Below are 26,285 nucleotides of genomic sequence, written 5' to 3' on the forward strand. Positions count from 1 at the left end.
CCTACGTCATGTGGAGCGGGCGACGGGAATCGAACCCGCGTAGCTAGTTTGGAAGACTAGGGCTCTACCATTGAGCTACGCCCGCACGGAGCGCGCCGCAGGTCAGTGACCGCGGCACGGAAGGCATCGTAGCGTCTCGCACCCCCTCGCCGCACACCCCGTCCGGCGCTTCGTCAGCCGGCGCCGCGAGCGCGGGGGAAATGGACCCGCCGGGAGGCCCGGGGGCATGTACCCTACGTGTCGCACCGACGGGGTGTGGCGCAGCTTGGTAGCGCGTCCGCTTTGGGAGCGGAAGGCCGTGGGTTCAAATCCCGCCACCCCGACCACCTGGACCGACGCCAGGACGGCTGGATCCGGCGGGCAGCGCCGGGCTTCACCGGTCTCCTTTTGGGGCGTGTACCGCCTGCGGCTAGTATGCAAACTGCGCGCCCGTATGTCTGCACTGTCACGTCTCTCAAGGGCCGCGAATCCGCAGAGGCTCTGCCCGACCGGCAGAGGCACGCAGAACCCCCAAGAAGTCAGCCACAAGGAGACCGAACCGTGAAGAGCGCCGTGGAGACCCTGAACCCGACTCGGGTTCGGCTCACTGTCGAGGTGCCCTTCGAGGAGCTCAAGGACAGCCTCGACGCGGCGTACAAGAAGATCAACCAGCAGGTCACGGTGAAGGGGTTCCGGAAGGGCAAGATCCCGGCCCGCATCATCGACCAGCGGTTCGGTCGTGGCGCCGTGCTCGAGGAAGCCGTCAACGACGCGCTCCCGAAGTTCTACACCGAAGCGGTCAACGAGGCTGAGCTGAACGTCCTCGGCCAGCCCGAGGTCGACATCACCGAGCTGAAGGACGGCGAGACGCTGAACTTCACCGCCGAGGTCGACGTCCGCCCGACCATCGAGATCCCGGACTACTCCGGCATCGAGGTCGAGGTCGACGCCATCGAGGTCAGCGACGAGGACGTCGACAAGGCCGTCACCGAGCTGCGCGAGCGCTTCGCCTCGACCTCCCCGGTCGAGCGCGCCGCCCAGGACGGAGACGTCGTCACCCTCGACCTGGAGGCCAAGGTCGACGGCGAGGTCCTCGAGGACGGCGTCGCGTCCGGCGTCTCCTACACCATCGGCTCCGGTGAGCTGCTGGAAGGCATCGACGAGGCCGTGACGGGCGTGGAGGCCGGTGGCGAGACCACCTTCACCTCCGAGCTCAAGGGCGGCTCGGCGGCCGGCAAGGAGGCCGAGGTCACCGTCAAGGTCACCCAGGTCGCCGCCCGCGAACTGCCCGAGCTGGACGACGACTTCGCGCAGCTCGCGTCCGAGTTCGACACCCTCGACGAGCTGAGGGCCGACAGCCGCAAGCGCCTCGAGAACATGAAGCAGTACGACCAGGCCACGCAGGCCCAGGAGCGCGTCCTGGAGAAGCTGCTCGAGCTGGTCGAGGTCCCGGTCCCCGAGAAGCTGCTCGAGGACGAGATCAACACCCGTAAGCACAACCTCGAGCACCACCAGCTCGGCCAGATGGGCCTCGACCTCGCGAAGTACCTGGAGATCCAGGGCAAGACCGAGGAGGAGTTCGTCGCGGAGACCAAGGAAGCCGCGGTCAAGGGCATCAAGACGCAGTTCGTCCTCGACGAGCTCGTCAACAAGGAGAAGCTGAACGTCAACCAGGAGGAGCTCACCGAGCACCTCATGCGGCGCGCCGCCTCCTCCGGCATGTCCCCCGACCAGTTCGCCCAGGCCGTCGTCGAGGGCGGCCAGGTTCCGATGCTCGTCGGCGAGGTCGCCCGCGGCAAGGCCCTCGCGGTCGTCGTCGAGGCCGCCACGGTCAAGGACACCAACGGCGAGATCGTCGACCTGGACGACGAGGACGAGACGGCCGAGACCGTCGAGGCCCCCGCCGAGTCCTCGGACGACGCCACCGAGGACAAGCCCGAGGCCTGACCGCCCCGCCAGTACGCCCGACGGGCCCCCGGGACATCTCATTGTCCCGGGGGCCCGTCGTGCGCCCTGAGGGGCGCGGGCAACGGCGTGCTCGGCCCACGTGGAGCCGCACCCGCCGACGGCCGGGACACGGCAGACGCGTCGGCGGCCCCGCAGGGGCCCTTCAGGGGCCCTTCAGGGGCGCGAGGAACTGCGCGACCAGCCCCCGACGACCCGCACCCGCCGGCGCGCGCAGCCTGTCGCAGACGCGGCCGCACGGCGGCGCCGGAGAAAGACGGTTCCCGTCGGACGGGGCCCACCCGAACCCCGCTCAGAGCCAGCGCAGCGCATGCGCTCACAGCGAACAGTTACCTCTGCGGGATTCCCCGGAGGGACCCGCGCGTTAGGGTCCATGAATACGAGGGCAGGGGAGTCCCCGAAGCCGCCCCGGGGCGGTGCGGGTGGGGCCCCAGGCCTGAGCAGAAGACGTGAGACGGCCCGGCGCCGTCGCAAGACGAGCAGGTGGATACGTGACGAATCTGATGCCCACAGCTGCCGGCGAGCCCATCGGTGGTGGCCTCGGCGACCAGGTCTACAACCGACTGCTCGGCGAGCGGATCATCTTCCTCGGCCAGGCGGTCGACGATGACATCGCCAACAAGATCACGGCGCAGCTGCTGCTCCTTGCCTCCGACCCGGACAAGGACATCTACCTCTACATCAACAGCCCCGGCGGCTCGATCACGGCCGGTATGGCGATCTACGACACCATGCAGTACATCAAGAACGACGTGGTGACCATCGCCATGGGCATGGCGGCCTCGATGGGCCAGTTCCTGCTCAGCGCCGGTACCCCCGGCAAGCGCTTCGCGCTGCCGAACGCCGAGATCCTGATCCACCAGCCCTCCGCGGGCCTCGCGGGCTCCGCGTCGGACATCAAGATCCACGCCGAGCGGCTGCTGCACACCAAGAAGCGGATGGCGGAGCTGACCGCCTTCCACACCGGCCAGAGCGTGGAGCAGATCACCCGCGACTCGGACCGCGACCGCTGGTTCGACCCGATCGAGGCCAAGGAGTACGGCCTCATCGACGACATCATGCCCACCGCAGCCGGCATGCCGGGCGGCGGCGGCACCGGGGCGGCGTAACCGGCTCACGCCGGCGCGCGCCGACGTACGCGGCACCCGGCCGCCGTACGCCGGTGCGCGAGCCCCTCAAGCCCCCAGGCGACCGCCTCAGGCCCCTTTCAGGCTTCCAGGAGACACAGTGAACGACTTCCCCGGCAGCGGCATCTACGCCCGCGCGCAGGCCGAGTACACCGGTCCTCGCGCGGAGTCCCGCTACGTCATCCCGCGCTTCGTCGAGCGCACCTCGCAGGGCGTGCGTGAGTACGACCCGTACGCGAAGCTCTTCGAGGAGCGCGTGATCTTCCTCGGCGTGCAGATCGACGACGCCTCCGCCAACGACGTCATGGCGCAGCTGCTGTGCCTGGAGTCGATGGACCCCGACCGTGACATCTCGGTCTACATCAACAGCCCCGGCGGCTCCTTCACGGCGCTCACGGCCATCTACGACACGATGCAGTTCGTGAAGCCGGACATCCAGACGGTCTGCATGGGCCAGGCCGCCTCCGCGGCCGCCATCCTGCTGGCCGCCGGTACGCCGGGCAAGCGCATGGCGCTGCCGAACGCGCGCGTGCTGATCCACCAGCCCTACAGCGAGACCGGCCGCGGCCAGGTCTCCGACCTCGAGATCGCGGCGAACGAGATCCTCCGGATGCGTTCGCAGCTGGAGGACATGCTGGCCAAGCACTCCACCACGCCGATCGAGAAGATCCGCGAGGACATCGAGCGCGACAAGATCCTCACGGCCGAGGACGCGCTCGCGTACGGCCTGATCGACCAGATCATCTCCACCCGGAAGATGAACAACTCGGCGGTTGCCTGACGCGAGGCTGTATCGTCTGCCGCTCCTTGGCACGGAGCACGTCAAAGTGAACCGTGCCAAGGGGGGCCCGAACGGGGGGCCCGGCAAGGTACCGTCGGACATAAGGCAGCACCAGGAGCCGCTGGACCTAGGCGTCTCCCAGGCGAAGGGGAAGCACACCGTGGCACGCATCGGTGACGGCGGCGATCTGCTCAAGTGCTCGTTCTGTGGCAAGAGCCAGAAGCAGGTCAAGAAGCTCATCGCAGGCCCCGGTGTCTACATCTGCGACGAGTGCATCGATCTCTGCAACGAGATCATCGAGGAAGAACTCGCGGAGACGAGCGAGGTCCGCTGGGAGGAACTCCCCAAGCCGCGCGAGATCTACGAGTTCCTCGAGGGGTACGTCGTGGGCCAGGAGGCCGCCAAGAAGGCGCTCTCGGTCGCGGTGTACAACCACTACAAGCGGGTCCAGGCCGGGGAGAACGGCGGCGCGCAGGGGCGTGACGACGCCATCGAGCTGGCGAAGTCGAACATCCTGCTGCTGGGCCCCACGGGCTCCGGCAAGACCCTCCTCGCCCAGACGCTGGCGCGCATGCTGAACGTCCCGTTCGCCATCGCCGACGCGACCGCGCTGACGGAGGCGGGATACGTCGGCGAGGACGTCGAGAACATTCTGCTGAAGCTCATCCAGGCGGCGGACTACGACGTCAAGAAGGCCGAGACCGGCATCATCTACATCGACGAGATCGACAAGGTCGCCCGCAAGAGCGAGAACCCGTCGATCACCCGTGATGTGAGCGGCGAGGGCGTGCAGCAGGCCCTGCTGAAGATCCTGGAGGGCACCACCGCCTCGGTCCCGCCGCAGGGCGGCCGCAAGCACCCCCACCAGGAGTTCATCCAGATCGACACGACGAACGTGCTGTTCATCGTGGGCGGTGCCTTCGCGGGCCTGGAGAAGATCATCGAGTCGCGGGCCGGCGCCAAGGGCATCGGCTTCGGCGCGACGATCCGCTCGAAGCGCGAGATCGAGTCCAAGGACCAGTTCGAGGCCGTCATGCCGGAAGACCTGGTGAAGTTCGGCATGATCCCCGAGTTCATCGGCCGGCTGCCCGTCATCACCTCGGTCCACAACCTGGACCGCGAGGCACTCCTCCAGATCCTGGTGGAGCCGCGCAACGCGCTGATGAAGCAGTACCAGCGTCTCTTCGAACTCGACGGTGTGGAGCTGGAGTTCGAGCGCGAGGCGCTGGAGGCCATCGCCGACCAGGCCATCCTCCGCCAGACCGGCGCCCGCGGACTGCGCGCCATCATGGAGGAGGTCCTGATGTCGGTGATGTACGAGGTCCCGTCCCGCAAGGATGTGGCCCGCGTCGTCATCACCGCGGACGTCGTTCACTCGAACGTGAACCCGACGCTGATCCCGAGGGACGCGCGCAACGGGCGCGGCCCGGGGGAGCAGAAGACGGCGTAGCCGCCGCAACGCGTACGCCGAAGGGGCCCCGGTCGATTGACCGGGGCCCCTTCGCCGTGCTGCGCGCCGGTCAGATCTTGACGCGGACTTCCTTGCGGACCTTAGCGGTGGTCTCGGCCACCTCCGCCGGGTCCGAACTCTTGCCCGCCGCCACGTCGGAGAACTCCATCGGCATCACGAAGCCGAGAGTGCTGTGGTCGGCCCAGACGCACCACGTCACCTGCATCGTCTTCGGCTGACCCGTGCTGGCGCCGGAGTTGTCCACCTTGGCCTCCTGGCACTTCAGGATGGCGCCCTCCAGCGAGCTGGGCTCGTACTCCTTCGGGCTGCCGAGGAAGGTGACGTCCTCGTCCTTGGAGTCGTCCTTCAGGAAGGAGAAGAACCCGTCGATGGCCTTGCCCGGGTCCTCGATGTCGCCGTAGACGCCACCGAAGGAGATCATCTTCCCGCCCAGCGGATTGTCCTTGTCGCCCGCCTGGTAGGACGCACTGACGTCCTTGGGGTTCTTCACGCCCCAGGACTCGGCGTCCTTCAGGTCGGACTTGGACATGCCGTCGTTGGCGTCGTTGCCCTTCTTGTACTCGGTGAGCAGAGTCGCCGGAGTCGTGAGCTTGTGAGGCCCGTCGTCCGCGACGTCCGCGCCGCCACCACCCGAACCGAGCAGGAAGTACGCGCCGACCGCGATCGCCGCCACGACCGCCACCGCGCCGATGATGAGCCCGGTCTTCTTCTTGCCGTCGGCGGGGGCGGGCGGCTGCGGGGCGCCGTAGGGCTGCTGGCCGTACGGCTGCTGGGGCGGAACACCGGGGGGAGCCTGCTGCGGATAGCCGGGGCCGGGCTGCTGGGGAGCCTGCGGCGGGTAGCCGTAACCGGGCTGGGGCGCCTGCGGCTGCTGACCGTACGGTCCGGGCTGCTGCGGCTGCCCGCCGTACGGGCCCGGCTGGTTGTAGCTCATTACTGGGTTCCCCTCCAGACATTCATGTGTTCCGAACATCCTGTCGCAAGGCCGTACGGCGCACGGTGCCGGGGGCCTCACCGTTACCAAAGAATCCGGTTTCGGGACGGGCCCGTGACACCTCTAAACTGGCTCCGTGACCGACAACGCTCAGCAGCAGCCGCCCGCATCCACTCCCGAACTGCCGACCCAGTACGCGCCGGCCGAGGTAGAGGGGAAGCTGTACGAGCGCTGGGTGGAGCGGGGGTACTTCACCGCGGACGCCAAGAGCGACAAGCCTCCGTACACCATCGTCATCCCCCCGCCGAACGTGACCGGCTCCCTGCACCTGGGCCACGCCTTCCAGCACACGCTCATGGACGCCCTGACGCGCCGTAAGCGCATGCAGGGCTTCGAGGCGCTGTGGCTGCCCGGCATGGACCACGCCGGCATCGCCACCCAGAACAAGGTCGAGCAGCAGCTCGCCGAGGAGGGCAAGTCCCGCCAGGACCTGGGGCGCGAGGAGTTCGTCGAGCGCGTCTGGCAGTGGAAGGAGGAGTACGGCGGCAAGATCCTCGGCCAGATGCGCCGGCTCGGCGACGGGGTGGACTGGTCGCGTGAGCGGTTCACCATGGACGAGGGCCTGTCCGAGGCCGTCCAGACGATCTTCAAGCGGCTGTTCGACGACGAGCTGATCTACCGTGCCGAGCGCATCATCAACTGGTGCCCGCGCTGTCTGACGGCGATCTCCGACATCGAGGTCGAGTACCAGGAGGACGACGGCGAGCTCGTCTCCATTCGGTACGGCGAGGGCGACGAGACGCTCGTCGTCGCCACCACCCGCGCCGAGACGATGCTCGGCGACACCGCCGTCGCAGTCCACCCCGACGACGAGCGCTACCGGCACCTGATCGGCAAGCGCATCAAGCTGCCGCTGACCGACCGCACCATCCCCGTCGTCGCGGACACGCACGTCGACCCCGAGTTCGGCACCGGCGCCGTCAAGGTCACCCCCGCCCACGACCCGAACGACTTCGCGATCGGCCAGCGCCACGGCCTGGAGTCGATCACGGTCATGGACGAGCGGGCAGTCATCACCGTCCACGGCCCCTTCCAGGGACTCGACCGCTACGAGGCCCGTTCCGCCATCGTCGGCGCGCTGCGCTCGCAGGGCCGGATCGTCGCCGAGAAGCGCCCGTACGTCCACTCCGTGGGCCACTGCTCGCGCTGCCGGACGACCGTCGAGCCGCGGCTGTCCATGCAGTGGTGGGTCAAGGTCGCCCCGCTGGCGAAGGCCGCCGGCGACGCCGTCCGCGACGGCCGCGTCGCGATCCACCCCGCCGACATGTCGAAGCGCTACTTCGACTGGGTCGACAACATGCACGACTGGTGCATCTCACGGCAGTTGTGGTGGGGCCACCGCATCCCCGTCTGGTACGGGCCCGAGGGCGAGGTCGTCTGCGTCGGCCCCGACGAGGAGCCGCCCGGCACGGAGGCCGAGGGCTGGACCCAGGACACCGACGTCCTGGACACCTGGTTCTCCTCCGGCCTGTGGCCGTTCTCCACGCTCGGCTGGCCGGAGCGCACCGCGGACCTGGAGAAGTTCTACTCCACCGACGTCCTGCTCACGGGACACGACATCATCTTCTTCTGGGTCGCCCGGATGATGATGTTCGGCCTGTACGCCATGGACGGCGAGGTCCCCTTCAAGACCATCGCGCTCACCGGCCTGGTCCGCGACGAGCGCGGCAAGAAGATGTCGAAGTCCTTCGGCAACGTGGTGGACCCGCTCGACTGGATGGACGCGTACGGCTCCGACGCCGTCCGCTTCACCCTGGCCCGCGGCGCCAACCCCGGCACGGACGTGCCGATCGGCGAGGACTGGGTCCAGGCCTCCCGCAATTTCGCCAACAAGATCTGGAACGCCACGCGGTTCGCGCTGATGAACGGCGCGACGGTCGAGGGCCCGCTGCCCGACGCCTCGCAGATGTCCGCGACGGACCGCTGGATCCTGTCCCGGCTGAACAAGACGGTCGCCGAAGTCGACGCCTTCTACGAGGACTTCCAGTTCGCGAAGCTCTCCGACGCCCTCTACCACTACGCGTGGGACGAGGTGTTCGACTGGTACGTCGAGCTGTCCAAGACGACATTCATGGCCGGCGGCGAGGCGGCAAAGGTCTCCGGACGGGTCCTCGGCGAGGTCCTGGACGTCACGCTGCGGCTGCTCCACCCGGTCGTCCCGTTCGTCACGGAGACCCTGTGGACGACCCTCACCGGCGGTGAGTCCGTCGTGATCGCCGACTGGCCGAAGGACAGCGGCTTCCGCGACGACGCTGCCGAGCGGGAGATCGAGACGCTCCAGCGGGTCATCACCGAGGTCCGCCGCTTCCGCGCCGACCAGGGTCTCCAGCCCGGCCAGCGCGTCCCGGCCCGGCTGACGCTCGACGGGACCGCCCTGGCCCCGCACGAGGCGGCCATCCGCCAGCTGCTGCGCCTCCAGCCGGAGGGCGAGGAGTTCACGGCCACGGCGACCCTGCCGGTCGGGGGAGCGCAGGTCGCGCTCGACCTCTCCGGCACGATCGACGTCGCCGCGGAGCGCAAGCGGCTGGCCAAGGACCTCGCCGCAGCCGAGAAGGAGAAGGCCCAGGCGAACGCCAAGCTGGGCAACGAGGCCTTCCTCGCGAAGGCCCCGGACCAGGTCGTGGAGAAGATCCGTACGCGGCTCGCCAAGGCCGACGAGGACATCGCCCGCATCCAGGCCCAGCTGGACCGGCTTCCGCAGGCCTAGGGCTTGTCGGACAGGTCCCAGCCGGTGCGTGCAGGCCCCCGGTGCCGAGGTGGCACCGGGGGCCTCGCTGTTCCCGCCCCCGGGGTGCGCCCCCGCGCCGGGTGTCGGCCGGGCTCCGTAGACTGGGCCCGTGAGTGAGCTCCCCCCGCACGACGACAGCAGCGAGTCCGACCCGCTCGATCCCTTCGACGAGATCGTCGCGCACGAGACCGAGCGCGACCCGGACCTCGCGGTGATCGAGGCCGGCAGCCGCACCCTGCGCACCCAGGGCGGTCTGCCGCAGTCGGACGTCCCCGCGCGCCCCGCCGACCCGGAGACCGACAGGGCGCTGCGCGCGGTCGAGGCCGACCTCGCCACGCGCTGGGGCGAGACCAAGCTGGAGCCCTCGGTCGACCGCATCGCCGCGCTGATGGACGTCCTCGGTGAGCCGCAGCGCGCGTACCCCTCCATCCACATCACGGGGACGAACGGCAAGACGTCCACCGCCCGCATGATCGAGGCCCTGCTCGGCGCCTTCGAGCTGCGCACCGGCAGGTACACGAGCCCGCACGTGCAGTCGGTCACCGAGCGCATCAGCCTGGACGGCGCGCCGGTCTCCGCGGAGCGGTTCATCGAGACGTACGGCGACATCAGGCCGTACGTCGAGATGGTCGACGCCCAGCAGGAGTACCGCCTGTCCTTCTTCGAGGTGCTGACCGGCATGGCGTACGCGGCCTTCGCGGACGCGCCCGTCGACGTGGCCGTGGTGGAGGTGGGGATGGGCGGCAGCTGGGACGCCACCAACGTCATCGACGGTGACGTCGCCGTGATCACGCCCATCGACCTCGACCACACCGACCGGCTCGGCTCCACGCCCGGCGAGATCGCCCAGGAGAAGGGCGGCATCGTCAAGCAGGACGCGACCGTCATCCTGGCGCAGCAGCCCGTGGACGCGGCGCAGGTCCTGCTGAAGAAGGCCGTCGAGGTGAACGCGACGGTGGCCAGGGAGGGCCTGGAGTTCGGCGTCGTCGCGCGCCATGTCGCCGTCGGCGGCCAGCTGCTGACCCTGCGCGGACTCGGCGGGGAGTACGAGGAGGTCTTCCTCCCGCTGCACGGCGCGTACCAGGCGCACAACGCCGCGGTGGCGCTCGCCGCGGTCGAGGCGTTCTTCGGCGTCGGCGCGGCCCACTCCCAGGGCCTGGACATCGACACCGTCCGCAAGGCGTTCGCCTCGGTCACCGCGCCGGGCCGCCTGGAAATCGTCCGTCGCTCGCCGACCGTCGTCCTGGACGCCGCGCACAACCCCGCGGGCGCCCGCGCCACCGCCGGAGCCGTCAGCGAGGTCTTCGACTTCAGCCGGCTGATCGGTGTGGTGGGCGCCAGCGGCGACAAGAACGTACGAGGGCTGCTGGAGGCCTTCGAGCCGATCTTTGCCGAGGTCGTGGTCACCCAGAACTCCAGCCATCGCGCGATGGACGCGGACGAGCTGGCCGGCATCGCCGTCGAGGTCTTCGGCGAGGACCGCGTCCAGGTGGAGCCCCGTCTGGACGACGCGCTGGAGGCGGCGATCACCCTCGCGGAGGAGGAGGGCGAGTTCGCCGGCGGCGGCGTCCTCGTCACCGGTTCCGTCATCACCGTCGGCGAGGCCCGACTGCTCCTGGGGAGGGGCTGATTGTGCGTACGCTCTGTGCGTCGACTCTGATCGGCGAGTTCTTCGTGATCGGCTTCGCCGGCCTGGTGGCCATGAAGGACCCGGCCCTGGACGTCGCCACGGTCTGGACGGTGAGCGGCATCGCCATGGTGCTGTGCGTGCTGTTCTGCGGTGTGATCACCCGGCCCGGCGGCGTCCAGCTCGGCTGGGCGCTGCAGATCGCCCTGATCGCCTCCGGCTTCGCCGTCCCCGCCATGTTCTTCATGGGCGCGGTCTTCGCGGCCCTGTGGTGGGCCTCGGTCCACTACGGGCGCAGGATCGACGAGGCGAAGGCGGCCCGCCTCGCGGCGCAGAGCGGGACGGGCACTCCGTCCGGCGTCTGACCGGGAGGGACCGTGCGCGTTTCCGGGCAGGGGAACGCCTGACACTGAGTAACGACGGCTCGGTGCGGCCCTGTAGCCTCTGAGCCCGCACACCATGTGATCGAAGGAGCCACCACCGTGAGCCAGCGCACCCTCGTCCTGCTCAAGCCGGACGCCGTCCGTCGCGGCCTGACCGGCGAGATCATCAGCCGTATCGAGCGCAAGGCCGGCTGGCAGATCACCGCGCTGGAACTGCGGACCCTGGACCAGGACACGCTGGAGCAGCACTACGGCGAGCACAAGGGCAAGCCCTTCTACGAGCCGCTGGTGGCCTTCATGGCCTCCGGTCCCGTCGTGGCGCTCGTCGTCGAGGGCGAGCGCGTCATCGAGGGTGTGCGGGCGCTGGCCGGTCCGACCGACCCGATCGCCGCCGCGCCCGGGTCCATCCGGGGGGACTTCGGAGTGATCGTCCGGGAGAACCTGATCCACGCCTCCGACTCCGAGGAGTCCGCCGAGCGTGAGCTGAAGATCTTCTTCCCCGGCCGGGTCTGACGCTCGTTCCCCCTCGGGAGCCCGCTTCTGGTGCGGTGGCCGGCGGACCCGCCCGGCACCCGTGTGCAACAGTTTTTCTGACGTCATGTCAGCAGTGGGGCCCGTTCGACCAGGGACGGCCGGAGTATTTCGGCCGTCCTCCGGCATATGCCGTGCCGATCGGGGGAACGCATGCCCCCGATGGCCCGTCTCCACAAGCGGGGCGCCGCCTCATCTGCTGACAATTGGCGAAGACCCTCGCGCAGTGTTCGTGCAGGCGCGTCTACGATGGAAGCCTTCACGTCACAGCACCCACCTCGCCGACCTAAAAAGCCATCAAAAGCTCCACTTGGGAAGGCCAGACGAATCCTGATGGGGAACTCAATGTCGTTCATCGGCCGTGACATGGCTGTCGACCTCGGGACCGCCAACACGCTGGTGTACGTCAGGGGTCGCGGGATCGTACTCAACGAACCGTCCGTCGTCGCGATCAACACCAACACCGGTGGCATCCTCGCGGTCGGCGCGGAAGCGAAGAAGATGATCGGACGGACCCCGGGCAACATCGTCGCGGTGCGTCCGCTGAAGGACGGCGTCATCGCCGACTTCGAGATCACCGAGCGCATGCTCCGCTACTTCATCCTGAAGATCCACAAGCGGCGTTACCTCGCTCGTCCTCGCGTCGTCGTCTGTGTGCCCTCGGGCATCACGGGCGTCGAGCGCCGCGCCGTCATCGAGGCCTCGTCCCAGGCGGGTGCCCGCCAGGTGCACATCATCGAGGAGCCCATGGCCGCGGCCATCGGCGCCGGCCTGCCGGTCCACGAGGCCACGGGCAACATGGTGGTGGACATCGGCGGCGGCACCACGGAGGTCGCGGTCATCTCACTCGGCGGCATCGTCACCGCCCAGTCCATCCGCGTCGCGGGCGACGAGCTGGACAACGCGATCATCCAGCACATCAAGAAGGAGTACAGCCTCCTTCTCGGTGAGCGGACGGCCGAGCAGATCAAGATCACGATCGGTTCCGCGTACGACCTCGACAATGACGAACACACCGAGATCCGCGGCCGGGACCTGGTCTCCGGACTGCCGAAGACCGTCGTCATCTCCGCGGCCGAGGTCCGCAAGGCCATCGAAGAGCCGGTCAACGCGATCGTCGACGCCGTGAAGACGACCCTCGACAAGTGCCCGCCGGAGCTGTCCGGCGACGTCATGGACCGCGGAATCGTTCTGACCGGCGGCGGAGCCCTGCTGCGCGGTCTCGACGAGCGGCTGCGCAGGGAGACCGGCATGCCGATCCACATCGCCGAGGACCCGCTGGACAGCGTGGCGCTCGGATCCGGCAAATGCGTCGAGGAGTTCGAGGCGCTGCAGCAGGTCCTGGACGCCCAGCCGCGCCGATGACACGACACTGCGATTCCGCCGTACGAGATGATCTCCTCTCGTACGGCGGATCGTTGATATAGAGGCATAAGCTCCCCCATGCCGCCCCGCGTCGCTCGCCGGGGCGTCAGCCACGAATTCCCGAACAATTCCGACGAGGAAGGCACGGCCGCCGCACGTGAGGGACACGAAAGAGAGCCGGCTGCTCCTGGTGCTGCTGATCGCCATCGCGTTCGCGTTGATCACGGTGGACATCCGCGGTGGGGAGGACTCACCGGTCGACGGTGCCCGGCATGCCGCGGCCACCGTCTTCGGCCCGATCGAGAACGGGGTGTCGTCCGCGGTCGACCCCGTCGGCAACGCGGTCGCCGCCGTCCGCGACTCGGGTGACCGGCACGACCGCATCGCCCAGCTGGAGCACGACAACGCGGCGCTGAAGGCGAAGCTCGGCAGCGACGACCGCAACCGCAGCCGGGTCAGGCAGCTCGACAAGATGCTCAAGACGGCGGGCGCCGGGCAGTACGGCATCAAGGGAGCCCAGGTCATCGCCATAGGAGCGGCCCAGGGCTTCTCCTGGACCGTCACCATCGACGTCGGCGCGAACGACGGCATCAGGCGCGACATGACCGTCCTCAACGGCGACGGCCTCGTCGGACGCGTCACGACCGTCGGCCCGAGCACCGCCACCGTGCTCCTCGCCAACGACCCCGACTTCACCGTCGGTACCCGCATGGAGTCCACCGACGAACTCGGCTTCGCCGACGGGCAGGGCGACCGCCCGCTGCGCGTCCAACTCCTCAACGGCAAGGCCAAGGTGGCCAAGGGCGACCGGCTGGTGACCTTCGGCTCGCAGCGCGACAAGCCGTTCGTGCCCGGCGTGCCGGTCGGCGTGATCTCCCGCGTCGACCCCTCCGGCGGCGACCTGACGCGCACGGTCTACGTGCGGCCGTTCGTCTCGTTCACCAAGCTCGACATCGTCGGCGTCGTCGTGGAGGCCCCGCGCAAGGACCCGCGCGACGAGGTGCTCCCGCCGAAGCCCAAACCCACCCCCACGCCGACGGTGACCGTGACGGTCACCCCCTCGGCGAACGCGCCCGTCGACGGCCAACAGCAGCAGTAGGAGCCGAATCCCATGCGTTTCAACCGGATGCTGCTCTCCACCACCCTGGTGGTCGTCGCCCTGGTCATCCAGGTGAGCGTCCTCGCCCGACTGCACCTCCCGGGCGCCGTCCCCGACCTGGCCCTCCTCACCGTGCTCGCCCTCGCCATGGTCTACGGCCACGTCGGCGGCGCCCTCGTCGGCTTCGGCGCGGGCCTGCTCGCCGACCTGGCCCCGCCCGCCGACCACGCGGCCGGGCGCTACGCCCTTGTGCTGTGCGTCATCGGCTACCTCGCCGGACTCGCGAAACCGGAGAACGGCCGGCTCAAGTCGGCGACCGGCCCGATGGCCGTCGTCGTCGCCGCCGCGATCGGCTCCACCCTGCTGTACGCGGGAGTCGGCGCCCTCGTCGGCGACACGGCCGCCCGCCATGTGGGCCTCGGCAGCCTGCTGTTCACCGCCGCCCTGTACGACCTGCTGCTCGCCCCGTTCGTGGTGCCCGGCCTGATGGCCCTGGCCCGGCGCGCCGAGAACGACCCGCTCGCCGACAGCAACGCCGCCAAGGCGGCCGACGTCTCCTCCGGCTGGCTGTCCTCCGGCACGGGCCTGCGCATCGGCAGCCAGCGCAGCGGCCTGCGGGTCAAGGCGGCCAGGGCGCGCGTCGCCCGCGCCGGACGCATCAAGGGGGTCAAGCGCCTGTGATCACCGGACAGCGAGAGCGACGGACGACCGCGCGCGCACAGCGACCTGCCGGCCGCGCCGTCCGCGCGCACCGGCCGGCCGCGCACGCGCACTACTCGCACACACACTGAGAGGGGGAGGCAGCCGCAGTGACCAACATCCCCGAGACCGGCCGGACCCCACGGGTCCAGATCCGGCTCGTCGTCATCCAGATCCTCGTGCTCTCCCTCCTCGGGACCCTCGGCGCACGGCTCTGGTACCTCCAGATCCGCAACGGCGACGAGTACGCCAAGGAAGCCTCGGGCAACCACGTCCAGCAGGTCGTCCAGCCCGCCGTGCGCGGCTCGATCCTGGACGCGCGCGGAGTGCCCATCGCCGACAACGAGACCCGGCTGGTCGTCTCCGCCTCGCGCACCGACCTGATGAAGATGAAGGACGACGGCAAGGGCGTCCTCACCAAGCTCGCCGACGTGCTGGACATGAAGCCCAGGGACGTCGTCGAGAAGGTCCGGCTGTGCGACGCCAAGACACCCCAGCCGTGCTGGAACGGCTCGCCGTACCAGCCGATCCCCATCACCGACGAGGCCACGCCCAAGCAGGCCCTGCAGATCCGCGAGCGCTCCGAGGACTTCCCCGGCATCACCGCCGAACCGGAGGCCGTCCGCCGCTACGCCGCCCCCGGCAAGGCCAACACCGCCCAGGTGCTCGGCTATCTCTCCCCGGTCACCGACGCGGAGATCACGAAGGCCAAGGACACCGACTCGCCGTACCTGCGCAGCGACCAGGTCGGCCGCTCCGGCCTGGAGCGCCAGTACGACAGGCAGCTGCGCGGCAAGGCGGGCGTCACCCGCTACGAGGTCGACAACCTCGGCCGGGTCATCGGCAAGGCCGAGAGCGACGCGGCCGAACCCGGCTCGAACATCGTCACCAGCATCGACTCCCGCGTGCAGCGCATCGCCGAGTACGAGCTCAACGAGGCCATGAAGACCGCCCGCACCGAGTTCGACAAGAACACCGGTGAGAACTACAAGGCCGACGCCGGCGCGCTCGTGGTGATGGAGGCAAAGACCGGCCGGGTCGTCGCCATGGCGTCCAACCCGGCCTACGACCCGAACGCCTGGGTCGGCGGCATCTCCGGCAAGGACTACGCGCAGCTCACCGGCAAGAAGTCCAACTACCCCCTGCTCAACCGCGCCATCCAGGGCCAGGCCGCGCCCGGCTCCATCTTCAAGGTGATCCCGACCACCGCGGCCGTGAACGCCGGCTACCCCTTCGACGGCAACTACGAGTGTTCCAGCTCGTACAACCTCGGCGGCCAGGTCTTCAAGAACTTCGAGTCCAAGGGATACGGCTCGATCAGCCTCGGCCGCGCCCTTGAGGTCTCCTGCGACACCGTCTTCTACCGCCTCTCGCACCAGGAGTGGCAGAAGGACGGCGGCAACAAGCCGAAGAAGCACCCCGCCGACTGGTTCTACAAGACCGCCCACCAGTTCGGCCTCGGCAAGGAGACCGGCATCGACCTCCCCAACGAGGTCTCCGGCCGTGTCCCCGACCGCCAGTGGAAGCAGAGCTACTGGAAGTCCAACAAGGACGCCTGGTGCAAGACCGGCAAGAAGGACGGCGACTACGTCCAGAAGATCGCGTACGAGAACTGCCTCGAAGGCAACAAGATGCGCGCCGGTGACGCGGTCAACTACTCCATCGGCCAGGGCGACACCCTCGTCACCCCGATCCAGATGGCCACGATCTACGGAGCCATCGCCAATGGCGGCACCCTCTACGACCCGCGGGTCGGCAAGGCCGTCATCAGCGCCGACGGCAGGACCGTGCAGGAGATCAAGCCCACCTCGCACGGCAAACTGCCCATGACGCACAAGACGCGCGACGAGATAGACGGTGCCCTCGCGGGAGTCGCCACCCGCGGTACGGCCGCGTGGCGGTTCGGCGGCTGGCCGCAGGACGAGATCCCGATGCACGCCAAGACGGGTACCGCCGAGGTCTACGGCAAGCAGACGACCTCCTGGTTCGCCACGTACACCAAGGACTACACGGTCGTCATGACCATCTCCCAGGGCGGTACGGGCTCCGGAGCCTCCGGCCCCGCCGTGCGCAAGATCTACAACGCGCTGTACGGCGTCTCCGAGGACGGCGCTATCGACAAGAAGAGGGCGCTGCTTCCCACCCCGCAGAAGAGCCTGCCGAAGATCCAGCCGGACGGCTCGATCGACGCCCCGAAGATCTCCCAGGACCCCGTCAAGGACCAGCAGGCGAGCGAGAAGGACCAGCCCGCCGGCACGGACCCGGACCAGCCCGCGGGCACCACCGCCCCGCCCGACCCGACCAACCGCGACACCCGCAGGCGCTCAGCCCGCCCCCGGAAGCGGCAGAGGTCCCTCGCATGACCGGCGCGCGCACGAAAAAGGAAAGGCTCACATGACCGGCACGAACGGCTTCTCCGTGTCCGGCTACGGGCCTGAGCGCGCCGGCTGGACCCGCGTCTTCGCCCGCGACTCGCTCACCCGCCGGCTCGACTGGCCGATACTGCTCTCCGCCATCGCGCTCTCGCTGATCGGCACGGCCCTCGTCCACTCGGCGACCCGCAACCGCACCGACATCAACCAGGGCGACCCGTACTACTTCCTGATCCGCCACCTGATGAACACCGGCATCGGCTTCGCGCTGATGATCGGCACGATCTGGCTCGGCCACCGCACCCTGCGCACCGCCGTGCCGGTCCTCTACGGCCTCTCGGTCTCCCTGATCCTGCTCGTGCTGACCCCGCTCGGCGCGACGGTCAACGGCGCCCACGCGTGGATCGTCCTCGGCGGCGGCTTCTCGCTCCAGCCCTCCGAGTTCGTGAAGATCACGATCATCCTCGGCATGGCGATGCTGCTGGCGGCCCGCGTCGACGCGGGCGACAAGCCCTACCCCGACCACCGCACCGTCCTGCAGTCCCTGGGCCTGGCCGCCGTACCGATACTGATCGTGCTCCTCATGCCCGACCTCGGCTCGGTCATGGTCATGGTCATCATCGTGCTCGGCGTGCTGCTCGCCTCCGGCGCCTCCAACCGCTGGGTCTTCGGCATCATCGGCGCGGGCGCCCTCGGCGCGCTCGCCGTCTGGCAGCTGCACATCCTCGACGAGTACCAGATCAACCGGTTCGCGGCCTTCGCCAACCCCGAGCTCGACCCGGCCGGCGTCGGCTACAACACCAACCAGGCGCGCATCGCCATCGGCTCAGGCGGCCTCTTCGGCACCGGCCTCGGCAAGGGCTCGCAGACCACCGGCCAGTTCGTCCCCGAGCAGCAGACCGACTTCGTCTTCACGGTGGCGGGCGAGGAACTGGGCTTCGTCGGCGCCGGACTGATACTGCTGCTCCTCGGCGTCATCCTCTGGCGCGCCTGCCGCATCGCCCGCGAGACGACCGAGCTCTACGGCACCATCGTCGCCGCCGGCATCATCGCCTGGTTCGCCTTCCAGGCCTTCGAGAACGTCGGCATGACCCTCGGCATCATGCCGGTCGCCGGCCTGCCCCTGCCGTTCGTCTCGTACGGCGGATCATCGATGTTCGCGGTCTGGGTGGCCGTGGGACTGCTCCAGTCCATCAGGGTGCAGCGGCCGATGTCCGCCTAGATCCCGTCCGGCCGGTCCGCGAGGTCCGGCCGGACAGGGCCCGGGGACCCTCCGGCGTGGCCCGCCGGAGGGCACCAGGGGCCGGTCCGGGGCCGGGGGCGCACTGCCCCCCGGCCCCGAATCGCGTCTAGATTTGTTTCATGGCGGACACGAAACGAGAGATCGAGCGGAAGTACGAGGGACCCGCGGCCGGAGGCGGCGCGGGCCTGCCCGACCTGACGGACGTCCCCGGAGTCGGGAGCGTCATCGGCAAGGGCGTCGACGAACTCGACGCCACCTACTACGACACCGCCGACCAGCGCCTGGCAGCCGCGGCCATCACCCTGCGCCACCGCACCGGTGGCCACGACGAGGGCTGGCACCTGAAACTCCCCGTGGCGGACGGCGTACGCGACGAGATCCACGCGCCCCTCTCCGACACCGTGCCCGCCACGCTCACCTCTCTCGTGCGCTCCCGCGTCCGGGACGCCGCGCTCGTCCCCCTGGTACGCCTGCGGTCCTCCCGCGACGTCCGCCACCTGGTGGACGACTCCGGCGGCCTGCTCGCCGAGGTCAGCGTCGACCGGGTGCGCGCCGAGCGGCTCGGCGGCAAGGGCACCGCCCAGTGGACCGAGATCGAGGTGGAGCTCGCCGACGGCGGCGACCCCGCCTTCCTGGACAAGGTCGAGAAGAAACTCCGCAAGGCCGGCCTGCACCGCTCCGCCTCCCCGTCCAAGCTGGCCCGGGCGCTGACGGAGACCGGGGCGGCGGCCGCGCGGCCCGCCGGGGAGCCGTCCGCCGCAGAGCCCGTCACCGCGGGCGACCACGTCCTCGCCTACGTACGCGAGCAGCGCGACGCCCTCGTCGAGCTGGACCCGGCCGTCCGGCGCGACCAGCCCGACGCCGTGCACGGGATGCGGATCGCCACCCGCCGCCTGCGCAACACCCTGCGCTCCTTCGACAACGTCCTCGACCGCACCGTCACCGACCCGATCCGCACGGAGCTGCAGTGGCTGGCGGGGGAGCTGGCCGGCGACCGCGACCAGGAAGTGATCACCAAGCGCCTGGCGGCGGCCCTGGACGGCCTCCCGGGGACGCTGCGCTCCGGCCCGGTGCGCAAACGCCTGCGCACCTGGTCCCGGGAGCGCCACTCCGGCTCCCGGCAACGGCTCACCGAGGCCCTCGACAGCCGGCGCCACCTGTACCTGCTGGCCGCCCTCGACGCGCTGGTCTCCGACCCGCCGCTGCGCAAGGCGGCCGGCGGCAAGCCGGGGAAGGTCCTCGGCGCCGCGGTCCGCAAGGACCTCGACCGGCTGTCGCGCCTGGTCGCCCGGGCCACCGGTCTGCCGCCGGGCCGGGACCGGGACGTCGCGCTGCACGAGGCCCGCAAGAAGGCCAAGCGGACGCGGTACGCCGCCGAAGCCGCCGCTCCCGCCCTCGGCAAGCGCGCCGAGGCCACCACCGGGGCGATGAAGTCCCTGACCAAGCTGCTCGGCGACCACCAGGACAGCGTGATGACCCGCGACGCCCTGCGCGACCTCGCGGAGCAGGCACAGGCCGCCGGCGAGAGCTCGTTCACCTACGGCGTGCTGTACGGCCGGGAGGAGCGGCGTGCGGCGGCCGACGAGGACGCGCTGCCGCGGGCGTGGCGCAAGGCCGTGCGCGGGGCCGCGTCCTGAGCGTGCGGGGGGACCGTCCGGCCGCGTTACGCTAGATGGTCACCCTCCCCCCAGCCTCCGGCCGGGGGTGCCCCCCCCCGCCAGCTCACGAAGGTTCGCGATGCCTGCCGAATCGGTCTTCCCGCAGCTCGAAGCTCTGCTCCCGCATGTGCAGAAGCCGATCCAGTACGTCGGTGGAGAGCTGAACTCCACGGTGAAGCCCTGGGACGCCTGTGACGTCCGCTGGGCCCTCATGTACCCCGACGCTTACGAGGTCGGACTCCCCAACCAGGGCGTCATGATCCTCTACGAGGTGCTGAACGAACGCGAGGGCGTCCTCGCCGAGCGCACGTACAGCGTGTGGCCGGACCTCGAGGCACTGATGCGCGAGCACCGGGTCCCGCAGTTCACCGTGGACAGCCACCGCCCGGTGAAGGCCTTCGACGTGTTCGGGCTCAGCTTCTCCACCGAGCTCGGGTACACGAACATGCTGACGGCCCTGGACCTCGCGGGCATCCCCCTCGAGTCCCGGGACCGCACGCTCGACGACCCGATCGTCCTGGCCGGCGGCCACGCCGCCTTCAACCCCGAGCCGATCGCGGACTTCATCGACGCGGCGATCATCGGCGACGGCGAGCAGGCCGTGCTCGACATGACGGACATCATCCGCGCCTGGAAGGCGGAGGGCCGTCCCGGTGGCCGCGAGGAGGTCCTCCTGCGCCTCGCGAAGACCGGCAACGTGTACATCCCCGCCTTCTACGACGTCGAGTACCTCGCCGACGGCCGCATCGCCCGCGTCGTGCCGAACAGGTCCGGTGTCCCGTGGCGCGTCTCCAAGCACACGGTCATGGACCTCGACGAGTGGCCCTACCCCAAGCAGCCCCTCGTCCCCCTCGCGGAGACCGTCCACGAGCGCATGTCGGTGGAGATCTTCCGCGGCTGTACCCGGGGCTGCCGCTTCTGCCAGGCCGGCATGATCACCCGTCCGGTGCGCGAGCGCTCGATCACGGGCATCGGCGACATGGTCGAGAAGGGCCTGAAGGCCACCGGCTTCGAGGAGGTCGGCCTCCTCTCCCTGTCCTCCGCGGACCACACGGAGATCGGCGACATCGCCAAGGGCCTGGCCGACCGCTACGAAGAGGACAAGATCGGCCTCTCCCTGCCCTCCACCCGCGTCGACGCCTTCAACGTCGACCTCGCCAACGAGCTGACCCGCAACGGCCGCCGCTCGGGCCTCACCTTCGCCCCCGAGGGCGGCTCCGAGCGCATGCGCAAGGTCATCAACAAGATGGTCTCGGAGGAGGACCTGATCCGTACGGTCTCCACGGCGTACGGCAACGGCTGGCGCCAGGTGAAGCTGTACTTCATGTGCGGTCTGCCCACCGAGACCGACGAGGACGTCCTCCAGATCGCCGACATGGCGATGAACGTCATCGCCGAGGGCCGCAAGGTCTCCGGCCAGAACGACATCCGCTGCACGGTCTCGATCGGCGGCTTCGTCCCCAAGCCGCACACCCCCTTCCAGTGGGCGCCGCAGCTCGGCGCCGAGGAGACGGACGCCCGTCTCACCAAGCTCCGCGACAAGATCCGCGGCGACAAGAAGTACGGCCGCTCGATCGGCTTCCGCTACCACGACGGCAAGCCCGGCATCGTCGAGGGCCTGCTCTCCCGCGGTGACCGCCGCATCGGCGCCGTCATCCGCGCCGTCTACGAGGACGGCGGCCGCTTCGACGGCTGGCGCGAGCACTTCTCCTACGACCGCTGGATGGCGTGCGCCGAGAAGACGCTGCCCGCCTTCGGCGTCGACGTCGACTGGTACACCACGCGCGAGAAGACCTACGAGGAGGTCCTGCCCTGGGACCACCTGGACTCGGGTCTCGACAAGGACTGGCTCTGGGAGGACTGGCAGGACGCCCTCGACGAGACCGAGGTCGAGGACTGCCGCTGGACCCCGTGCTTCGACTGCGGGGTGTGCCCGCAGCTGGACACCCAGATCCAGATCGGCCCGACCGGCAAGAAGCTCCTGCCGCTCACGGTCAAGAACGCGACGCCGACGCCCGCGGCGAGCGGCCACACACACTGAGACGGCCGGCCGCTCCCGGCGGCCGACGCCATGACGGAGCCCCCTCCGATCCTTGAGGGGGCTCCGAGGCATCCGCCACGCGTGCGACGGCGTCGTGTGCCACGCCCGGTGTCGGGGTGCGGGCTCTCCCCGCCCGCGCACCCGCGCCGGGATTCAGGCCTGCGGCAGTTTCTCCGCGGGGAGCCGGCCCGCGCGTACGGCGTCGATCAGGGCCTGGTGGTCGCGCTCGTTCTGGTCGGCGTACGTCTCCGCGAACGTGACGAGGGCTCGGTCGAAGGAGGTGCCGCCGCCCAGGTACGCGGCGATCGCGATGCGGTCGCCGGAGCGCGCGTGCGCCCGCGCCAGCGTCACCCCGCACAGCTCACCGAACGCCTGCATGCCCCTCGGCCGCATCTGCTCGGGCACGGCGATGCCCTTCCAGTCGTGCAGCTGGCGGATGTAGAAGTCGCGCTGCCTGCCGTCGATCCCGTCCACGCGCTCCCAGCCGAGGAAGATGTCGCTGGTGGCCTGCATCAGCCGCTGGCCCGAGACGACCCGCTCGCCCTGGTTGGCGTAACGGCTCGCGCCGACGTGTGCCGCGAGCACGGAGGTGTCGGCCTCCTTGGCCTGGAGGAAGAGGGGGTCCTGGTCGTCCCGGCCGAGCAGGAGGAAGATCCAGCACCGGGTGCCGACACTGCCGACGCCGACCACTTTGCGGGCGACGTCGGCGAGCCGGTAGTCCGCGAGGAGCGTGCGCCGGTCCGCGGAGAGAGTGCCGCCGTACCGCTCGGTCAGCGCCCGGAACCGGCGTACGAGCGCGTCGCGTTCGACGTCCGGCAGCAGGTCGCCGGCCGGGACGAGCAGTGGCGGGTCCGCCGCGATCCGTGGCCGGCCGCGGACCGTCTCGGTGAGCTTGTCGAAGGCCTGCAGACTGTCGCGGGTACGGGCCTTGGCCATGGCGCGGGCCAGTCGCTTCTGCCCGCGCTTGCGGAGCTTGCCCTCGGCCATGGCCGCGAGGATGTCCGCGTCGATCTTGGCGTACCAGACGTCGAGGTTGCCCATGCCCGCGAAGCGGATCATCGCCTCACGGTACGAGCGGACGGTGGCGCTCACGATGCGTGCGCGTTCCGCGTCGTCGAAGCCGTTCGCCCGGCCCGCGATGACGAGACTCGCGGACAGCCGTTTGACGTCCCATTCCCAGGGGCCCGGCAGCGTCTCGTCGAAGTCGTTGATGTCGAACATCAACTGCCGCTCCGGTGAGGCGAGCAGCCGGAAGTTCAGCATGTGCGCGTCCCCGCACAGCTGGGCCGTGAGCCCCGACACCGGGCTGCCGGCCAGGTCCGAGGCCATGATCGCGGCCGCGCCCCGGTAGAAACGGAACGGAGACTCCATCATCCGGCCGTAGCGGATCGGGACGAGTTCGGGAACCCGTGCCGCGGACTGCGCCTCCAGGATCGCCAGCGGGTCCGGCCGGTCGGGAGCGGGCCTGTACACGCCGTGGTCCGATCGCGGCGAACGGCGCCGTGCCTCCTTGCCGAAGGCCGCGCGTTCCTCGTGCGTCGCGTGCGGCGCGGCCCGCATCGCCGTGGTCGCGTTCTGGGGCATGAAAATCCTCCTGGTTCGACCGCCGGCCCCTCCGGGCCCCACCCATGCGGTGGCGCGGTGGCGTTACGCCGGTTCCGGGGTGAAGGGATGGAACTCGTCGGCGCCGGCCTGCACGACGCCGTAACTGCTCTCGGGGACCTCGTTCCAGGCACCGGGCAGATCACCGAGGGGTTCGGACACGATGAGGCGGGTCTCGTCAGACACCTCCCGCAGGAACGCCACGTCGGGATGCAGCCTGCGCAGGGCGTCCACGCGGGTGCTGTGGAACAGCGACCGGGAAGAGCCCTGGCTCGAGTAGCGGAAAGCCCACACGCGTTCGCCGTCGGTCACCGCGACCGTCATCTGGAGCGGGAACTCCACACCGTGCTCGCGGCCGCTGCGCTCCACCACTCCCGCCATCCGCGCCACGGCACCCGGCGGATCCCGGTCCAGACCGAACGTGAGCGCCAGGTAGAACATGACCTCGGAGTCGGTCGTCCCCTCGATGTCGGAGTACAGCCCCGGGTCGACGAGCAGTGTCAGGTCGCGGCGCATGAGGTGGAAACCCGAGATGGCGCCGTTGTGCATCCACATCCAGCGGCCGTGCCGGAACGGGTGGCAGTTCGTCTGCTGCACCGCCGTGCCGGTGGACGCCCGGATGTGGGCGAAGAACAACGGTGAGCGGACATGATCCGCGATCTCCCTCAGGTTGCGGTTGTTCCAGGCGGGGCCGATCTCACGGAGCAGGGCGGGAGTGCCTGCGCCGTCCTCCTGGGGGTACCAGCCGACGCCGAAGCCGTCGCCGTTCGTCGTCTCCACGCCCAGCCGGGAGTGGAGGCTCTGGTCGATCAGGGAGTGAGCCGGTTTGTAGAGGATGGTGTCGAGCAGCAGGGGGGTTCCCGAGTAAGCGAGCCAACGGCACATGAGCGGTCACCTGTGCTTGGTCTGCGAGAGCCCGGGTGCCTGCGGCCCCCGGTTGCGGTCGCTGTGCGATGTTCCCAGCGTGCGCCGCGACCGCGCCCGGTGCACTCGGAGGCAGGAACGCCTCGAGGTGCGCGGTGCTCCCGGTGCGGCGAGATTGGTAGGCGTCTGCCAGTTCCGCCGGATCGGAGTTCGCCGTGAAAGACCTCAAATTCGAGCAGAAGCGTTCCCTGTCACGTATCGAGGCGGCCGACCAGCTCACGGCACTCGCCGACGCGCTGAGGGAGGGCGGCGAGGCGGAGCTGGAACTCGGTCCGAGCACTCTGAGCCTGCGGATCCCCGACGACCTGCACAGCGAGATCGAGGTCGAGATCGGCGGCGGTGAGATCGAGCTGGAGATCGAGCTCAAGTGGCCGACCTCGTCGGCCAGGAGGGCCGCGTCACGGGCGGACTCGGCTCCGGAGGAGCCCGCGAAGCGCAAGAGCGCACCGGCCGCGGCCGACCGGAGCGGCACGGGTGCCGGCAGGAAGAGCGCGAAGCGGTCCGCCGCACGGACACCCTGATCCGCCACAGGTCCGGACCATTGGCGTGCGGAATCGAACCTTTTCCTACCTTGTGGAACAAGGAATCGAAAATGTGATGCTTCGCCGTGTTACGCGCAATTCACGCCATCGCTCCGGAGCGTGCGGGGGGTGCGGTGGGGGCGCGTGCGGAGCTGGAAATCGCTTCCACGGTGATCCGCGGCGGTGGGTGCAGGGCGCAACGATCGGAATCCCCGGGCCCGGCCGAATCGGTTGAATGTTGCATCTGACAGTCACGGAAATGTCCGCATACGGCAACACCAACCGGGACACCTGCCGCACGGCACGGCGGATGACCAAGCTGTGGGTCCTCGGCACTCGCCGGGAACGCACATCGTCCTCGTCGGCCGGTCAGGCCCGGCCGACGAGGCTCGCACAGTTGGGGGACGTTCATGTCTTCTCGCTCCAGCCGCCGTATCGCCGCCGCGGTCCTCGCAGCCGGCGCCGCACTCGGCGCGACGGCCCTCCCCGCCTCCGCGGACGGCCGCCATCAGCGTGACCGCGTGGTCATCAGTGACGTCCAGTACGACTCGCCCGGCCACGACAACAACTCCAACCGTTCCCTGAACAGGGAGTGGGTCGACCTCACCAACACCGGCCGGCGCGACGTCAACCTCGACGGCTGGACCCTGCGGTCCCGGGACGGCGACACCTACACCTTCCGCCACTTCCGCCTCGAAGGACGCGCCACCGTCCGCGTCCACACCGGATCCGGCCACGACAACCGCCACGACGTCTTCCAGGACCGCCGCACCTACGTGTGGGACAACCGCTCCGACACCGCCACCCTGCGCGACGACCACGGTCGCCGCGTCGACGACGAGTCCTGGGGCCGTCACGGCGGCGGCGGTCACCACGAGGGCGGCTGGCACCACGGGGGCGGCCACCACGGCGGCGGCCGCGACGGTGGCTGGCACCACGGCCGCGACGGTGGCGGCCGCGACGGCGGCTGGCACCACGACGGCGGTGGCCGCGACGGTGGCGGCCACCACGGTGGTGGGCACGACCGTCGCTGACCCCGGCCGGCGCGGCCCGCTCGAGGGCCCGCCGGACGTCTGACCGGCAGCGGTGTCCCGGGCGGCTTCCACAGTCACCCGGGACACCGCTTCGGCGTGCTGGGGCCCTGCGGGGACGGCGAGGCGAAATGCCCCGGGTGT

Annotated in this window: 20 protein-coding genes and 2 tRNA genes; 18 read left to right on the top strand and 4 right to left on the bottom strand. The window is 69.8% G+C overall.

The annotated features are described in order from the left end of the window. Window positions 1-11: 11 nt before the first annotated feature. Window positions 12-85: transfer RNA gene (locus tag AC0ZLC_RS09995), tRNA-Gly, on the bottom strand. Between the two features lie 164 nt (window positions 86-249). On the opposite strand from AC0ZLC_RS09995, the gene AC0ZLC_RS10000 reads away from it, so the two are divergent. From AC0ZLC_RS10000 to clpX, 5 genes are all read left to right on the top strand, one after another. After that, window positions 250-326, top strand: a tRNA-Pro gene (locus tag AC0ZLC_RS10000). A 214-nt stretch (window positions 327-540) separates the two neighbouring features. After that, window positions 541-1,926 (top strand): trigger factor, encoded by a 1,386-nt coding sequence (tig, locus tag AC0ZLC_RS10005; RefSeq protein ID WP_476751537.1) that lies wholly within the window; start codon window positions 541-543, stop codon window positions 1,924-1,926. Window positions 1,927-2,447: 521 nt separating this feature from the next. Continuing rightward, a complete protein-coding gene (locus AC0ZLC_RS10010) occupies window positions 2,448-3,053 on the top strand; it encodes an ATP-dependent Clp protease proteolytic subunit (RefSeq protein ID WP_476751598.1) in 606 nt (201 codons plus the stop codon). A 118-nt stretch (window positions 3,054-3,171) separates the two neighbouring features. After that, complete coding sequence (locus AC0ZLC_RS10015; protein WP_358849940.1) at window positions 3,172-3,852, top strand: ATP-dependent Clp protease proteolytic subunit; 681 nt, start codon at window positions 3,172-3,174, stop codon at window positions 3,850-3,852. Between the two features lie 160 nt (window positions 3,853-4,012). Next, window positions 4,013-5,302 (top strand): ATP-dependent Clp protease ATP-binding subunit ClpX, encoded by a 1,290-nt coding sequence (gene clpX / locus AC0ZLC_RS10020; RefSeq protein ID WP_358849941.1) that lies wholly within the window; start codon window positions 4,013-4,015, stop codon window positions 5,300-5,302. Window positions 5,303-5,372: 70 nt separating this feature from the next. Here the strand turns inward: clpX and AC0ZLC_RS10025 are convergent, their stop codons facing one another. Beyond that, a complete protein-coding gene (locus tag AC0ZLC_RS10025; protein WP_476751538.1) occupies window positions 5,373-6,257 on the bottom strand; it encodes a hypothetical protein in 885 nt (294 codons plus the stop codon). Between the two features lie 136 nt (window positions 6,258-6,393). Here AC0ZLC_RS10025 and AC0ZLC_RS10030 point away from each other — a divergent pair, with 136 nt between their 5' ends. The 11 genes from AC0ZLC_RS10030 (at window position 6,394) to AC0ZLC_RS10080 (ending at window position 22,063) form a co-directional block, all read left to right on the top strand. Next, the gene (locus tag AC0ZLC_RS10030; RefSeq protein WP_476751539.1) at window positions 6,394-9,024 is read left to right on the top strand and encodes a valine--tRNA ligase; all 2,631 of its coding nucleotides are present in this window, start codon (window positions 6,394-6,396) and stop codon (window positions 9,022-9,024) included. Window positions 9,025-9,154: 130 nt separating this feature from the next. Beyond that, window positions 9,155-10,675 (top strand): bifunctional tetrahydrofolate synthase/dihydrofolate synthase, encoded by a 1,521-nt coding sequence (gene folC, locus AC0ZLC_RS10035; protein WP_476751540.1) that lies wholly within the window; start codon window positions 9,155-9,157, stop codon window positions 10,673-10,675. Window positions 10,676-10,677: 2 nt separating this feature from the next. Beyond that, on the top strand, window positions 10,678-11,037 hold the full coding sequence (locus AC0ZLC_RS10040) for a DUF4233 domain-containing protein (protein WP_476751541.1): 360 nt from the start codon (window positions 10,678-10,680) through the stop codon (window positions 11,035-11,037). Between the two features lie 117 nt (window positions 11,038-11,154). Continuing rightward, entirely contained in the window at window positions 11,155-11,568 is a 414-nt protein-coding gene (gene ndk, locus AC0ZLC_RS10045) for a nucleoside-diphosphate kinase (protein ID WP_121403076.1), read from the top strand. A 363-nt stretch (window positions 11,569-11,931) separates the two neighbouring features. Continuing rightward, window positions 11,932-12,951, top strand: coding sequence for a rod shape-determining protein (locus AC0ZLC_RS10050; protein WP_356377630.1), 1,020 nt, complete (start codon window positions 11,932-11,934; stop codon window positions 12,949-12,951). Window positions 12,952-13,108: 157 nt separating this feature from the next. After that, window positions 13,109-14,050, top strand: a complete 942-nt coding sequence (mreC, locus tag AC0ZLC_RS10055; protein ID WP_476751542.1) for a rod shape-determining protein MreC — start codon at window positions 13,109-13,111, stop codon at window positions 14,048-14,050. A gap of 12 nt (window positions 14,051-14,062) precedes the next feature. Next, on the top strand, window positions 14,063-14,731 hold the full coding sequence (mreD, locus tag AC0ZLC_RS10060) for a rod shape-determining protein MreD (RefSeq protein WP_358855493.1): 669 nt from the start codon (window positions 14,063-14,065) through the stop codon (window positions 14,729-14,731). Window positions 14,732-14,859: 128 nt separating this feature from the next. Continuing rightward, window positions 14,860-17,112, top strand: a complete 2,253-nt coding sequence (mrdA, locus tag AC0ZLC_RS10065) for a penicillin-binding protein 2 (protein ID WP_476751543.1) — start codon at window positions 14,860-14,862, stop codon at window positions 17,110-17,112. Window positions 17,113-17,143: 31 nt separating this feature from the next. After that, window positions 17,144-18,343, top strand: a complete 1,200-nt coding sequence (gene rodA / locus AC0ZLC_RS10070; RefSeq protein ID WP_358855491.1) for a rod shape-determining protein RodA — start codon at window positions 17,144-17,146, stop codon at window positions 18,341-18,343. Between the two features lie 140 nt (window positions 18,344-18,483). Then, on the top strand, window positions 18,484-20,001 hold the full coding sequence (locus AC0ZLC_RS10075) for a CYTH and CHAD domain-containing protein (RefSeq protein ID WP_476751544.1): 1,518 nt from the start codon (window positions 18,484-18,486) through the stop codon (window positions 19,999-20,001). 100 nt (window positions 20,002-20,101) lie between these two features. Then, on the top strand, window positions 20,102-22,063 hold the full coding sequence (locus AC0ZLC_RS10080) for a TIGR03960 family B12-binding radical SAM protein (protein ID WP_476751545.1): 1,962 nt from the start codon (window positions 20,102-20,104) through the stop codon (window positions 22,061-22,063). 153 nt (window positions 22,064-22,216) lie between these two features. On the opposite strand, the gene AC0ZLC_RS10085 is transcribed toward AC0ZLC_RS10080, so the two are convergent. Next, window positions 22,217-23,647 carry a DUF2252 domain-containing protein gene (locus AC0ZLC_RS10085; protein WP_476751546.1) on the bottom strand — a complete coding sequence of 477 codons (1,431 nt, stop codon included), beginning with the start codon at window positions 23,645-23,647 and terminating at the stop codon, window positions 22,217-22,219. A gap of 63 nt (window positions 23,648-23,710) precedes the next feature. Further along, on the bottom strand, window positions 23,711-24,550 hold the full coding sequence (locus AC0ZLC_RS10090; RefSeq protein WP_476751547.1) for a class II glutamine amidotransferase: 840 nt from the start codon (window positions 24,548-24,550) through the stop codon (window positions 23,711-23,713). A gap of 194 nt (window positions 24,551-24,744) precedes the next feature. Here AC0ZLC_RS10090 and AC0ZLC_RS10095 point away from each other — a divergent pair, with 194 nt between their 5' ends. After that, complete coding sequence (locus AC0ZLC_RS10095; RefSeq protein ID WP_476751548.1) at window positions 24,745-25,110, top strand: amphi-Trp domain-containing protein; 366 nt, start codon at window positions 24,745-24,747, stop codon at window positions 25,108-25,110. A 410-nt stretch (window positions 25,111-25,520) separates the two neighbouring features. Next, window positions 25,521-26,144: a lamin tail domain-containing protein gene (locus AC0ZLC_RS10100; protein WP_476751549.1), complete on the top strand. Its 624-nt coding sequence runs from the start codon at window positions 25,521-25,523 to the stop codon at window positions 26,142-26,144. Window positions 26,145-26,285: the final 141 nt, after the last annotated feature.

The organism is Streptomyces sp. GLSS-08, from assembly GCF_056387915.1.

Coding starts and splice junctions, on each gene's coding strand:
- AC0ZLC_RS10010 (WP_476751598.1), top strand. CDS start 2,448: ATGCCCACAGCTGCCGGCGAGCCCATCGGTGGTGGCCTCGGCGACCAG.
- AC0ZLC_RS10025 (WP_476751538.1), bottom strand. CDS start 6,257: ATGAGCTACAACCAGCCGGGCCCGTACGGCGGGCAGCCGCAGCAGCCC.
- AC0ZLC_RS10050 (WP_356377630.1), top strand. CDS start 11,932: ATGTCGTTCATCGGCCGTGACATGGCTGTCGACCTCGGGACCGCCAAC.
- mreD (WP_358855493.1), top strand. CDS start 14,063: ATGCGTTTCAACCGGATGCTGCTCTCCACCACCCTGGTGGTCGTCGCC.
- rodA (WP_358855491.1), top strand. CDS start 17,144: ATGACCGGCACGAACGGCTTCTCCGTGTCCGGCTACGGGCCTGAGCGC.
- AC0ZLC_RS10075 (WP_476751544.1), top strand. CDS start 18,484: ATGGCGGACACGAAACGAGAGATCGAGCGGAAGTACGAGGGACCCGCG.
- AC0ZLC_RS10080 (WP_476751545.1), top strand. CDS start 20,102: ATGCCTGCCGAATCGGTCTTCCCGCAGCTCGAAGCTCTGCTCCCGCAT.
- AC0ZLC_RS10085 (WP_476751546.1), bottom strand. CDS start 23,647: ATGCCCCAGAACGCGACCACGGCGATGCGGGCCGCGCCGCACGCGACG.
- AC0ZLC_RS10090 (WP_476751547.1), bottom strand. CDS start 24,550: ATGTGCCGTTGGCTCGCTTACTCGGGAACCCCCCTGCTGCTCGACACC.
- AC0ZLC_RS10100 (WP_476751549.1), top strand. CDS start 25,521: ATGTCTTCTCGCTCCAGCCGCCGTATCGCCGCCGCGGTCCTCGCAGCC.